Below are 12,632 nucleotides of genomic sequence, written 5' to 3' on the forward strand. Positions count from 1 at the left end.
TCTATTTATTTTCGGATGGAATTGTGCGTTGATACGTGTTCCAGTTGCTAATTAGTTTATCGACAACAACGACTCCTGTTCGGTAGGCGGCTTCCAGAGCGGGAATGTAGGCCGTGTAACGTTCGCCGACGGCTTTGCCACCGTTGGTCAGGTTCTGGGCGGCTGTTACGCCCGAAGGCTGCATGGTGTAATTGCTGGCTGTTCGGAGGACCATGTACCGGCTAATGTCGGCTTTCCCCGCTTTGGTGAGCCATTGCAACGACTGGCCAGTGCCCGTATCTTCCATCGCTGAGGTAACGAAATTGCCCTTGCCACCCGTCCAGTAGCTGACCCATTGGTTTGCCCAATCGTTGAGGTATTTGCCGTGCCAGAAGGTCATGGCCGCTATATGGTCACCCATCATCACGCGCGGAGGTTTTTGGGCTTCGGGGAAATCGCGGTAAGCTGACCGCATTTTCTGAAGGGTTTCACTGTCATCAAGCTTAACCGCTTTGGTGAGACCATACGCCCATTTTGCCAGGTCTGGATTCAGATGATAAGCTACCTGAAAATCATTTTCCTGTACGGGTTCTTCGTAAGGCTTGGCCCGGCGTAGAGGCAGATACCCCGTTGACCAGTCGCTGGGGATTTCACGGGGATCGATCTCATGCGCCAGATCGCCATCGACCAGCCACTCTGCCCAGACAGCCGATCCTGCCGAACCATCGTTCGGGTCGATACCGGAGATGCCTGCTACCAGCCAGTATGCCTTTGAGAGATCGAATCGAGGGTCCATACCCAGCGCCATGATGGAGGCTGCCGAACGGGCCGTGCCCATGCCTGTGCAAATACCCAGCACCTGTTTGTCAGGATTATAGCGCAGATCGCGATAGCCTTGGGGAAACGGAATCGTTTGCGAAAGCGGAAGCCGCTCGACCCAGTATTGAAATTCGCCAGGGCGGTCGCCGGTGTCTGCTCCAATTTCGAACATGGTAACGACCACCACCCGAACCGGGATGCGATTCGTCGACTGGGCAAAGGTCGGTATACTACCGATCAACAATAAAGACAAAAGAAGGTGTTTCATGGGCAACGATTACTGGTTGTCCTTTCGACCGAAGGGACAAAAACTAGGATGTTTCTTTTCAGGGATTTAGGACGCCGATTTTTAGGTAGCTATTTTCATGATAAATCCGGTGTGTAGCTTTCTGGTAGTCCGATTCTTTAGCTGTGAAGATGTTCACGAATTTCTGCGGATTGCGGTCGGCCAGCGGGAAACAGCTACTTTGGATCTGCACCATCAGTCGATGCCCTTTTTTGAATGTATGCAGAACATCCTGTAACTCGATAGTTACCAGCGACGGTTTGTTGGGAACAAAAGGCTCGGGTTTGCTGATGTTGTTTCGATATTTACCCCGCATGATTTCACTTCGAACGAGCTGCTGATAATCACCATACACCACATCTTTCTTCTGTGGATTCTGCTGAGGAGCATCAGACGGGTACACGTCAATCACTTTTACCATCCAGTCGGCATCAGTTCCTGTGGTCGAAACGGTCAGTTGCGCCAGAATAGGCCCTGCCAGGGTCAGATCGTCGGTCAGTACGTCGGTCTGAAAAGTCAATACGTCAGGTCGTGACGACGCGAATCGTTGATCGTCAACCATATAATCGGCAGAAAACCCGTCGTTGATTTTACTGGCAAACGGCACTGGATGCGCTGGATCAGACAGAAATTCAGAAAAAGTTGCCCCAGTTGATGAAGGTGAAAAGCCCAGCCTGCCTCCAGCCTGTAAATAGAGTTGTTTGTGCTCCGTTCCTTTGGGCGGATAGGCGTCGAACGTCCGCCAGCGGTTGGTGCCTGTTTCAAATAATGTCGCTTCGGGCAGACCCAGCGGAGTTGTTTCGTTGAAGAGATAGTGTTTGAAGAACTTCGCTTCGATGTTCTGCTGGTAATACGGTGACGTAGCCGAGCCAAAATCCAGATCATTGAGTGTCTGCCCCGACGGTCCCGACCAGCCTCCATGTACCCAGGGCCCAACGACGAAGATGTTCTGAATAGCTGGATTCTGCTTTTCAATGGCTTTGTAGGTGTTGAACGTACCATACAAATCCTGCTCGTCGTACCAGCCACCGACCACCATTACCGCATGTTTGATGCCTTTCAGGTGGGGCAGAATATTCCGCTTTTTCCAGTGGTCATCGTAATCGGGATGCTGGAAATTCTCGTAGTAATACTTGTTCCGTCCTTTGAAATAATTGCTCTCCGAGTTGGTTGTCGGCCCCATGTTCAGGTAAAAATGGTAGCCGTCCGGGTCGTTGATTTCGAACAATAGGGGCGGGTTTTGTTTGGTCGGTTGCTTATGTTCCTGAAAATAAGGGTAAAAGCTAAAGTTGGCCGCAATCTGAAAAGCACCATTATGGAATGCATCATCGCGCCAGAGGTCGGCCATGGGCGCCTGCGGAGACGAGGCTTTCAGCGCCGGATGACCTGATACTGAACCTGCTGAGGTAAAGAAGCCCGGATAGCTGATGCCCCATTGCCCCACATTTCCGTTATGACTCGGGAGGTTTTTGAGCAACCAGTCAATGGTATCGTACGTGTCCGTCGATTCATCGTGGTCTTCCTTCGATTTTTTTACGGCCACATGGGGCGTCATTTCGACAAACGTACCTTCCGACGCCCAGCGTCCCCGAACGTCCTGGTACACAACAATATAGTTGTCGCGCAGCATAAACGGATTCGGCCCTACCCGGCGCCGGAATTTATCGGTTCCGTAGGGCTGACAACTATAGGGCGTCCGCTGCATGATGATCGGATGTTTTACCGACTGGTCTTTGGGCGCGTAGACCTGCGTGAACAGTTTGGTGCCATCGCGCATAGGGACCATAAACTCCGCTTTGGTGTAGTTTTCACGCACATAGGCCGAATCCTGAGTGGGCGAATAAGGATAGGGCTGGGCTGAGATTTGGGTTGCTGGTGGATTCGATTGCGCAAGGGCAAGAGCCGGAATCAGCAGCAGGCAGGCAAGGTATAGTTTCACTGCGTTGACGAAATTCATTTTCGGCACAAATTAGCGTTAAATTGCATCAGGTAGGCTGTGTGGTACGCAAAAAACAGCCTGATTTTGTCGTATGAAACGGACTGTTTTGCTCTACAGTCTTGCTCTGGCTGGTTTGATTGTTCTGCTAAAAATGCTGGAGTATCGTTTTCTTGTTCAGACGCTGTCGCTCGAGATTTATCTGGGTATTGTGGCTATACTGTTCACTGTACTGGGCATATGGGCTGGACAAAAGATTACGCGTACCAAAACCGTGTTGGTTACTCAGTCGGCGTTTCAGTTCGATCCGGCCTTACTAACGAAAACGGGTATCAGCAAACGGGAGTATGAAGTGCTGGAGTTAATGGCGCGTGGCCTTTCGAATCAGGAGATTGCCGATACACTTTTTGTCTCGCTCAATACAGTCAAAACGCATACGTCGAACGTATTTCTCAAACTGGATGCGAAACGTCGAACTCAGGCTATCCAGAAAGCTAAGGAACTTCGGCTGATTCCCTAGTCCATTCGGGTGATTTTAAGACACGGATCGACAAATCATACGTTCGGGTGAGGCCGATTTGCAGGCGTTGGACTTGTTTTGATGCAAAAAAACAATCATGAAAAAAATCGTTCTGACTTACGGCCTGATTGCCGGTACCCTTGTAGGCAGCATGTTTATGCTTACGTATCCGCTCTGGCGGAATGGTACGATCACCTTCGATAATAGCATGTGGGTAGGCTATGCCACCATGGTCATTGCCTTATCGCTAATTTTCTTCGGAATCAAATCGTACCGCGATAATTACCTTGGGGGAGCCATTCCATTTGGAACAGCCTTTAAAGTGGGTATACTGATCACCCTGATAGCTTCCCTGTTGTATTGCATCGCCTGGGAAATCTGCTACAACACAATCTTTACGGATTTTATGGAGGTGACTGCTGAGTACAAACAAAAGGATCTGAAGAATAGTGGTGCTTCTGAACAGGAAATAGCCAGAACAATGGCAGATTTTCAACGAATGGCCGAGTCGTATAAAAACCCACTTATCCGTTTTGGTATGACCTTTCTGGAGATCTTTCCAGTTGGCCTGCTTATCACGCTCCTGAGTGCCTCGCTTTTGAAAAAGAAGGCGTTTTTGCCAACGGAATAATTGATTTATCGGCCTTTAAAGACAGATACAAAGAGCAAATGGGCGAGCTAGCAAAGGAGCTTACGTTTATATTCGATCTATGAAAAAAGTAACGGGAATAGGGGGCATCTTCTTTAAATGCGATGACCCGCAAAAAATGAAAGACTGGTATGCCCAACATTTGGGATTACCAATGGATGCCTATGGTACTACGTTCAAATGGCGCGATACCGACGATCCCACCAAAGAAGGAACAACCGCTTGGGGCGCTTTTGACAAAAACACGACCTACTTTGAGCCCTCCAAAAAGGATTTTATGATCAATTACCGGGTCGAGAATATCGAAGAACTGGTGGAGGATCTAAAACGGAATGGCGTAGTCATACTGGATGAAATAGCTGTGTATGACTACGGGAAGTTCGTCCATATCCTCGACCCCGAAGGGAATAGCATTGAACTCTGGGAAGACCTTGGTTAGCCTAACTTACCGTGAATGCTTCATTTTGCTATGGTCAGGTTTGTTGGCCATCTTAGCTTGAAAGCAATGGAGGGCACAGGCGTTGGCTTTCATACTTTCGTGGACGTTGCCGACAATTTTGCCTTTGTCATCCAAAATGTCGCAGGTTTTGTCCGATTTGTCTTTGATGGTAAATAGCAACTCACCGTTTTCGTCGAGGTAGCTTTTACCATCTTTGCCAATTCGGCCCATTTTTTTATTCGTCTTGGCATCGACCAGATTTCCCTGCCCATCGACAAAGGCTAATTTTTTACCCTTGTTATCCAGGATCATTCGATCTTTGGTTACCAGGCCGATTTTCTGGCCTTGTTCGTTGGTGACTTCCCCGGTTTGGGCAATGTGTTTGTAATTCTAGACCTGGGCCAGGCCGATGTGAGATAGGGTGAATAAGCCCACTTGTAGCGTAAGGAGTTTGATCGTTTTCATGATTGATAGACCGTATGTGAAAAATGATTGTTGACTGGAGCGCCCGAAGAGACGTTTTCTTTCCTGTATTGGATTCCTGACAAAAGTGGACGATCAGAAATTGATAGAAACTGATACTGGTCAGCCTGCTCAATGACTTCTATTGAGCTGAGGGCTTTTGAAAAGGCTTTTAAACGCTCCCAAAGGGCGTAGTTCAGATGACCACTAGATTAAATTCACAGTTTCGTAACGATCTGGCCGAACTAAAAAGGGTATTAGAACTAGACTCTAAAGTTGTCGACAGATCAGCTTGCTTCATCCCTAAATCTCCTGAAGGGGGCTTTGTCTACCAGGGGGCTCAGTCCCCTTCAGGGGATTTAGGGGTGAAGCAAACCTTTACTAGTAAACGTCTGCGAATAGCTTAGAAATCAGCCAGGAATGAGGAGCCAGATAGGTGCCTGCCTTGTCTTTATTCTGGTTCTTTATTGTACTCTCTTTATAAAGAACGGGCTTTTATAAAGAGCTGTTTGGATTTGAATTGTCATTCCTTAACTTGCCTATTAACACACCCTCACGGCTTCAGATAGCGCCTGTTTATCAGACGGTTGCTTCGTGAATTGATGGATAATTTGCGGAAGAATCACGCATTCGCGTGCTTACAGTTTCAATAAGTCGATGGAAAGGTTAACGGGCTGAATGAACAGTCCTGCCTAAACCTGATACGAGTCAGTTTGGCCTTTTGGCGGATTGACCGGCTGGCTATTGCCTGCTTCGACAAATGGGGAGCATTGATTTTTCTTAACTATATAACCTGACTATTCATGAAATGTCGTTTTGCCTTTTTCAGCATTCTGCTGCTTCAGATGCTATGGATGCCGCAACTTGTTCTTGCCCAGACGGATTCGCTTCGAATCACAGTCAATGAAGGAACAAACATGGCAGTTGCTCTCTCGCCCGATGGACAGTCGCTGGCCATTGATTTGCAGGGTACGATCTGGCTATTGCCCACAAAAGGAGGAATGGCTAAAGCATTGACCGACTTCCGCGACGATGCGCACCAACCTGCCTGGTCGCCCGATGGCAAGCGGATCACGTACTTTTCCTATCGCGATGGTACCTTCCACATTTACAGCATCCGACCCGATGGCGCTGATTTGCAAAAGCATACCAGCGGAGAGTTCGATTACCGTGAGCCTGTTTATTCGCCCGATGGCGCTCGGCTTCTGTTTTCGTCGGATCGGGGAGGGAGCTATAACCTTTGGGAGCTAAGCCTGAAAACGAAGGAGCTAAAGCAATTAACAGATAATGGCGGCAACGAGTACTACCCAACCTACTCGCCCGACGGTAAACGAATCGCCTATATCGCCACCCGGCCCGACGCGTCTGGTTTGTATGTGCTGGAGGGAGGTAAAGAAACCCTGGTCTGGAAAACAGCAGCGACGCTGGGTGCTCCAGCCTGGACAAAAGATGGTTCGTCGCTACTGCTTCAGATGGTAGCCGATGGGCTTACCTCACTGGTCGTTAAATCAGTCGCTAATGCAACAGAACCCAACGTGATCTCATCGGCTCGCGAAGATGTTTTCCCCTTCCGACCGTCGGTAGCAACGGATGGGTCGATCTGGTACACGGCTGATGGGGCCATTAAGCATAAAACCCCCGATTTTACCAAAACTGACAAACTGGCGTGGCAGGCGACTTTTGCCCTGAATCGAAAACCCTACAAACGCAAAACGTACCTGCTCGATAATCCCAAACCCCGCACCGTAAAAGGCATTCGTGGTCCGGTGGTATCGCCCGATGGTAAGGCGGTGGTTTTTTCGGCGCTGGGTGACTTATACTGGCTGGACATCGGCACACCTACACCAAAACAACTGACCAACGATGCCTTTATCGAAGCTGATCCCTGTTTTTCGCCCGATGGCCGGTATCTGGTGTTTTCGTCGGATCGGTCGGGGAGTATTAACCTGTGGGCGAGGGATTTGCAAACGGGGCAGGATCGGCAGTTGACCAATGGCACCGAAGAAATTAACACGCCTACATTCTCGCCCGATGGCAAGCGCATTGCGTTCTTCCAGCTTGACCGGGCGGCTTTTGGGCGGAGTGTACTGCACACGATTCCGTTTCCAACGTCCGAAGATCAGCCCTTTGCTGCACCGAAAAAGGTGTATGACCCGCTGTTTGGTCCTGGTCCACCGAGTTGGTCGCCCGATGGGTCGAAGCTGGCCGTTTCGGCGTTGGATGTCTATTCCAGCCGTTTTCGCGAAGGGCTGAACCAGTTTCTGCTTATCCCCAGCCTGGGCGGGACTGATGTGTCGGAACTGAAACCCGATTCAGCCAGTCAGACCATCAGTTTCCGGGGGCATAGCGGCCCAAGCTGGTCGCCCGATGGTCGGTGGATGGCCTATGTACTGGAAGGGGTGTTGTGGACGTTGCCCGTTACGCCCGATGGCAAACCAACTGGCCCGGCAGTGCAGCGAACCAAAACACTGGCCGATAACATGAGCTGGACCACCGATTCGAAAAAGCTGGTGTATCTGGCCGTGGACACGCTGAAACAAATGGACATGACCACGGGGCAGGTGACGATTATACCGCTGGATTTTACCTATAAGGCCAAACTGCCTACGGGCCAAACCATTATCCATGCTGGCAAGCTATTCGATGGTAAGACCAACAAATACGTCGAAAACGTGGATATTTTGGTGGAAGGAAGCCGGATCAAAGCGATTGAGCCACATAAAACCGGACGGACGGGCAAACTGGTCGATGCCTCGAAGCTTACGGTTATACCGGGGCTTTGGGAGATGCACACACATCAGACCATTCTGGCGGGTGAAAAACAGGGCCGTATCTGGCTCAGTCATGGGATCACCAGCATTCGCGAAACAGGGGCCGACCCTTACGATGCCCTCGAACGACGCGAAGCCTGGGATGCGGGTGTACGACCCGGACCCCGTGAGTTTTATACAGGGACGATCAACGAGGGCTATCGGCTGTATTATGGATTGGCAACCAGTATTCGTAGTGAAAAACAACTTCGGATGGAACTCGACCGGGCCAAAAAACTCGACTATGATCTGTTGAAATGCTACGTCCGGCTGCCCGACCGCCTGCAACAAATGGCTACGGACCTGGCTCACCAGATTGGCATACCCGTAACCTCCCACGAGTTGTATCCGGCGGTTAAGTACAACCTCGATGGTGTTGAACATTCGTCGGCTACCAGTCGTCGGGGGTATTCGATGAAGCTGACTTCTACCAACCACATTTATGGCGATGTCTTGAATCTGATTGCCAAATCGGGGATGAACATGACACCTACGGCTAGTTTACAGGGCGGCTTTTCGTTCCAGACCAGACGGGATACGAGCCTGATGAGTTACAGGCCGTTCACCCATTTTTACAATGAGGTTTACCGGAACAACCTGATGGCCCAGCAACAGACCATGCGACGGGTTATGCCCGGTGCCGTTGAGAATTTTAAGACACTGGCCAACAATGTGAAAAAGTTTATCGACGCAGGAGGGCGCGTCACACCTGGCACCGATTCCCCCCTGATTCCGTACGGACTTAGCTTACAGGTGGAATTGCAAAACTGGGTAGAAGGAGGTGTTACACCGTTTGAAACACTTCGGGGGGCTACGCTCTGGTCGGCCGAAGCAGCAGGAGTCGGGAGTGATTTGGGGAGTATCGAAGTAGGTAAACTGGCCGATATGATTGCGGTTGACGGTGACCCGCTGACCAAAATTCAGGATGCCATGAATGTAAAATATGCCCTCAAAAACGGCCACGTCTGGACATTGGATGAGTTGCTGAAATGATGTATGGAACCACACGGCGGCCCCGACAGATTTTTAGGATGTAGAAGCTGTTTAAACTTTTAAAGAAAAAACAAAACTGGGTGTTTTTGTCATGCTGACGAAGGAAGCATCTTCGGGAGCAGCATTCTTGTAACTACCGAAGATACTTCCTTCGTCAGCATGACAAAAAAAGACACTCAGTTTTAACGAAATTTGAAACGTTTAAAACAGCTTCGTAGCTTGCAAACCGACAATACTACTGAACCATGGCGACCAATAAAACGACCGAAACCAATCAAAGCGTTACCGATTTTATTAATGCCGTAGCTGATGAAACAAAGCGAATCGATAGTTTCAGAATCGTTGAGCTAATGCAGATCCAAACCGGGTTTGAACCCAAGATGTGGGGGGCGAGTATTGTGGGCTTCGGCTCCTATCACTACAAATACGACAGCGGACGCGAAGGCAATGCGCCACTTGTTGGATTTTCACCGAGAGCCAACGCACTAACGTTGTATCTGGGTACATTTGAAAGGAAAGACGAATTGCTACAAAAGCTAGGCAAACACAAAATCGGTAAGGGATGCGTTTACATCAAAAACCTGCGCGATGTTGATGCGGATGTGCTAAAAGAAATGGTAACCCTCTCGGTTAAACGAAGCTTGTAGTTTAAGCCCCCGGATTCTCGTTGCCTACTGGATTATAAAGGCGAAGAAATCGCCATATGGATTAATAGTGGTGATTACCGACAATGGCCAATGAATCGGCAAATCGGTTGAGTTGAAGATTTTGTTGGAGCTGATCCCGGTGAATTAAGGCATACTGTAGTCTGGTATCGGAACTAGCTAAGCTGATCGCTCCCGCCCAGATGAGGTCGTGAAAGCTCCGAAAACTAAATTGCGGTTTATTAAAGGGAGAAGGTTTGTCCGAGGCTTTACTAAAAAGCGTGAAGGAAACAAAGTAGAATAAATGCATCGCCTGACGCATCAGAAAAAAACAGGCTAGTTGATAGTCGGTTGCTTCTTGGCCAAAGTAACTTTTGAGGTAACTTTTTTCGTCTGCATCAGACCGAACGACAAAATTTGCCGGTACAGACAGATCGACAAAGCGATCATTCAAAAAGGCAGCTTCCCAGTCGATCAGCCATAACTTGTTACCATCAAACAGCATATTTTCCGGTTTGAGATCGTTATGGCAGGCTACCAAGTCAGTCTGCGTATAGGGGTAAACATTTCGAATTTGTAAATAGGCATTGAACAGGTCGCGGATCATCGATTCAGGAAAGTATTCGGCTTCCTGAAACTTCTGAATGAATGTTCCCATTTTATCCAGATAATTCATTCGGTAGGGGAAGCCGGGTAGCCTATGCAATTGACTGAGCAGTTCAGGTATCAATTGAATTGCTTTAGAGGGTGGAAAAGGCTTGGCCTCAATAAAATCCGTAATCGCGATTTTATCCGTTATGCTGGTGTACCAAATATGAGGAGCTATACCGGCATTGGCACCCGACTGCATACAGGCGTATTCGTCAGTTGGGTCACTTAAAGCATCAGTACGGGTAATAATCCGAAGTAGATACGGGTTGCCCTTCACAATAAGTTGAAAGACGAGCGCTGTAGAAAGGCCAGTCGTTAATTGACGAATAGACTCAAATTCGGTAACGCCAAATGCCGATTGTAGTGCCCGACGGACAGCAAGTATTTTGGAAGCAGGAATCATGAAAAAACGGATTTAGTAGAAAGAAAACTGTCAAATCTATGTCCGTTTTTGTACGTCGCAATACCTCTGAAACTATATTTTTAACGGCATACTAAGTCAGGAATTGCCGCGTTAACCTATTAGATTTCAGTTGATTGAACGATGTGATCTTGCCCCCGTTGCAGCCTATAATCCGATTTTCGATGGAGCTACACCATACGCTTTTTTGAAGGCAAACGAAAAGTGCGACAGGTCTTCGAAGCCCAAATCCAGATAAACATCAGACGGAGCTTTGCCCTTTTCTTTGATGAGGTAATAGGCTTCCTGTAATCGACGGTGAAGCAGCCAGCGACTGGGTGAACTGTGAAATATTTTCTCAAAATCCCGTTTAAACGTGGCCAGACTCCGCCCGGTCAGGTAGGCAAACCGCTTCAGTTCCACATTGAAATGGAAGTTGGTATTCATGAAGGCTTCCAGATCGATTTTGCCGGGTTCCGAAAAGTCAAAGAGAATTGGTTTTACTTCTGGGTTTACACTCAGTAACAGCAGAATAGCTTCTTTCAGCTTCAAGGCCAACAGATGTTCATTACCCGGCTGGACGAGGTGCTGATAGGGCTGGAGGGAGTCCATATAGCTTTTGTAAAGCGGGTCGGGCTTCAGTTCCAGAATGGCGCTCCCTTCCTGATGCGGCTCTGCCGGGAAACCATATTCCCGGCTGATAGTACGAAGCATTTCCTGTGTAAGGTAAACGGACAACGATTTAAACTCTCCATGTTCAGGAGGATACTTGGTGAATTTGACAAGGTGATTGCGTTTGCTCAGCCGGAAATCACCTTCCCGGAAGATGTACTCGTTCCGACCATCGTTTGTCACGAGCGTTCCCGAAATCTGGTAGCTGAAAACGTGTTCCGGCACGAACTGTTCTCCCTCCCGGCTTCGGGTGTAATAACACGAGTACGCAATGGGCGTGAGCTTCATAGAATTGTTGAATGATTGAATTGTTGACTGATTGAATGACTGAATTATTTGGCCACCGAATAATTCAGTCATTCAATCAGTCAACAATTCAATTTGTCTGCATAGCGGCAAATCGTTTTCCGGCTTCCGTTTCTAAAAAGTTTACCGAATCGTCATGGTCGGTGGAGAGGCTGACGGGTAACCATTTTTCCAGTTCAGCCTGTCGGGCGGCATCGGCCTGTTTCAACAAGCTAATGGCTTCGCTGCCTAGTACCAGATGGGTGGGAGGCTCAGGATGATCCACTAAATCGAGCATAACCTGTGCCGCCTTTGCCGGGTCGCCTACCGGAACAAAGGTATCGCCTTTCAGGTGATTGACTACCCAGCCAACAGTCGATTCATACCCTTCAACTTCGGGGGCGTAACTCATGGATGCACTCGCCCAATCGGTGCGGAAGCCACCCGGTTCGACCGATGTTACCCGAATACCCAGCGATGCTACTTCTTTGGATAAAGCTTCGGTAAAACCGCTTAACCCAAATTTAGCCGCCTGATACATCGTCAGACCCGGATTGCCCACTCGCCCACCAATGGAACTGATCTGTAAAATACGCCCGGAACCTTGTTTGCGCATATAAGGCAGCACAACCCGCGTTAGTCCGATGGGGGCGTATAGGTTGGTTTCCAACTGACTGCGAACCTGTTCGTCGGTAAAGGCTTCGGCAGCGCCTGTTATCCCAAATCCGGCATTATTAACGAGTACATCGATACGTCCGAAATGGGTGATAGTAGCTTCTACTGCCGAGGTGATTTGCTGCTTATCCGTGACATCCAGTTGAATCGGATAGAGTTGATCTGGGTATTTTTCGTGTAGATTAGCCAATTGTTCGGGTTGGCGAGCCGTAGCGGCTACATAGTCGCCATGAGCGAGTACAGCTTCGGTCAGGCTCCGTCCGAGCCCGCGTGAACTTCCGGTGATAAACCAAATTTTTGCCATTGTCTTTGTTTGTTAATGAAGGCAAAATTCGGGTGTATTTGGCCGGGTAACTTTGTTGAAACGCTCAAAGTTGGTTTGTTGAAACGCTCATGAAAGAACCTCTATCCT

Annotated in this window: 11 protein-coding genes; 5 read left to right on the forward strand and 6 right to left on the reverse strand. The window is 48.9% G+C overall.

Annotated elements, in window-relative coordinates:
• Position 1: 1 nt before the first annotated feature.
• A complete protein-coding gene (locus BGO59_RS15715; protein WP_293684577.1) occupies positions 2-1,066 on the reverse strand; it encodes a purine nucleoside permease in 1,065 nt (354 codons plus the stop codon).
• 58 nt (positions 1,067-1,124) lie between these two features.
• A complete protein-coding gene (locus BGO59_RS15720; RefSeq protein ID WP_293684578.1) occupies positions 1,125-3,023 on the reverse strand; it encodes a CocE/NonD family hydrolase in 1,899 nt (632 codons plus the stop codon).
• A 91-nt stretch (positions 3,024-3,114) separates the two neighbouring features.
• On the opposite strand from BGO59_RS15720, the gene BGO59_RS15725 reads away from it, so the two are divergent.
• The 3 genes from BGO59_RS15725 (at position 3,115) to BGO59_RS15735 (ending at position 4,628) form a co-directional block, all read left to right on the forward strand.
• Positions 3,115-3,540 (forward strand): response regulator transcription factor, encoded by a 426-nt coding sequence (locus tag BGO59_RS15725; protein ID WP_293684579.1) that lies wholly within the window; start codon positions 3,115-3,117, stop codon positions 3,538-3,540.
• A 97-nt stretch (positions 3,541-3,637) separates the two neighbouring features.
• Complete coding sequence (locus BGO59_RS15730) at positions 3,638-4,171, forward strand: DUF4199 domain-containing protein (RefSeq protein ID WP_293684580.1); 534 nt, start codon at positions 3,638-3,640, stop codon at positions 4,169-4,171.
• Positions 4,172-4,250: 79 nt separating this feature from the next.
• Positions 4,251-4,628: a VOC family protein gene (locus BGO59_RS15735; protein ID WP_293684581.1), complete on the forward strand. Its 378-nt coding sequence runs from the start codon at positions 4,251-4,253 to the stop codon at positions 4,626-4,628.
• A gap of 6 nt (positions 4,629-4,634) precedes the next feature.
• On the opposite strand, the gene BGO59_RS15740 is transcribed toward BGO59_RS15735, so the two are convergent.
• Entirely contained in the window at positions 4,635-5,006 is a 372-nt protein-coding gene (locus BGO59_RS15740) for a 5-fold beta-flower protein (RefSeq protein WP_365981245.1), read from the reverse strand.
• Positions 5,007-5,893: 887 nt separating this feature from the next.
• On the opposite strand from BGO59_RS15740, the gene BGO59_RS15745 reads away from it, so the two are divergent.
• Complete coding sequence (locus tag BGO59_RS15745) at positions 5,894-8,893, forward strand: DPP IV N-terminal domain-containing protein (protein WP_293684582.1); 3,000 nt, start codon at positions 5,894-5,896, stop codon at positions 8,891-8,893.
• Between the two features lie 245 nt (positions 8,894-9,138).
• Positions 9,139-9,540 (forward strand): DUF1801 domain-containing protein, encoded by a 402-nt coding sequence (locus BGO59_RS15750; protein ID WP_293684583.1) that lies wholly within the window; start codon positions 9,139-9,141, stop codon positions 9,538-9,540.
• A 61-nt stretch (positions 9,541-9,601) separates the two neighbouring features.
• Here the strand turns inward: BGO59_RS15750 and BGO59_RS15755 are convergent, their stop codons facing one another.
• The 3 genes from BGO59_RS15755 to BGO59_RS15765 all read right to left on the reverse strand — a co-directional run bounded on the left by BGO59_RS15755 (position 9,602) and on the right by BGO59_RS15765 (position 12,524).
• Positions 9,602-10,591 (reverse strand): phosphotransferase, encoded by a 990-nt coding sequence (locus tag BGO59_RS15755; protein ID WP_293684584.1) that lies wholly within the window; start codon positions 10,589-10,591, stop codon positions 9,602-9,604.
• Between the two features lie 165 nt (positions 10,592-10,756).
• Positions 10,757-11,548 carry an AraC family transcriptional regulator gene (locus tag BGO59_RS15760; RefSeq protein ID WP_293684585.1) on the reverse strand — a complete coding sequence of 264 codons (792 nt, stop codon included), beginning with the start codon at positions 11,546-11,548 and terminating at the stop codon, positions 10,757-10,759.
• 88 nt (positions 11,549-11,636) lie between these two features.
• Entirely contained in the window at positions 11,637-12,524 is an 888-nt protein-coding gene (locus BGO59_RS15765; RefSeq protein WP_293684586.1) for an oxidoreductase, read from the reverse strand.
• Between the last annotated feature and the right edge of the window lie 108 nt (positions 12,525-12,632).

Origin of the sequence: Spirosoma sp. 48-14 (assembly GCF_001898575.1) — a bacterium.
Lineage (GTDB): Bacteria > Bacteroidota > Bacteroidia > Cytophagales > Spirosomataceae > Spirosoma.

What these genes read in the sequence shown, in the direction of transcription:
- BGO59_RS15750 (WP_293684583.1), top strand. Translation starts at nt 9,139, where the DNA reads ATGGCGACCAATAAAACGACCGAAACCAATCAAAGCGTTACCGATTTT.
- BGO59_RS15715 (WP_293684577.1), bottom strand. Translation starts at nt 1,066, where the DNA reads ATGAAACACCTTCTTTTGTCTTTATTGTTGATCGGTAGTATACCGACC.
- BGO59_RS15730 (WP_293684580.1), top strand. Translation starts at nt 3,638, where the DNA reads ATGAAAAAAATCGTTCTGACTTACGGCCTGATTGCCGGTACCCTTGTA.
- BGO59_RS15745 (WP_293684582.1), top strand. Translation starts at nt 5,894, where the DNA reads ATGAAATGTCGTTTTGCCTTTTTCAGCATTCTGCTGCTTCAGATGCTA.
- BGO59_RS15725 (WP_293684579.1), top strand. Translation starts at nt 3,115, where the DNA reads ATGAAACGGACTGTTTTGCTCTACAGTCTTGCTCTGGCTGGTTTGATT.
- BGO59_RS15760 (WP_293684585.1), bottom strand. Translation starts at nt 11,548, where the DNA reads ATGAAGCTCACGCCCATTGCGTACTCGTGTTATTACACCCGAAGCCGG.
- BGO59_RS15765 (WP_293684586.1), bottom strand. Translation starts at nt 12,524, where the DNA reads ATGGCAAAAATTTGGTTTATCACCGGAAGTTCACGCGGGCTCGGACGG.
- BGO59_RS15755 (WP_293684584.1), bottom strand. Translation starts at nt 10,591, where the DNA reads ATGATTCCTGCTTCCAAAATACTTGCTGTCCGTCGGGCACTACAATCG.
- BGO59_RS15735 (WP_293684581.1), top strand. Translation starts at nt 4,251, where the DNA reads ATGAAAAAAGTAACGGGAATAGGGGGCATCTTCTTTAAATGCGATGAC.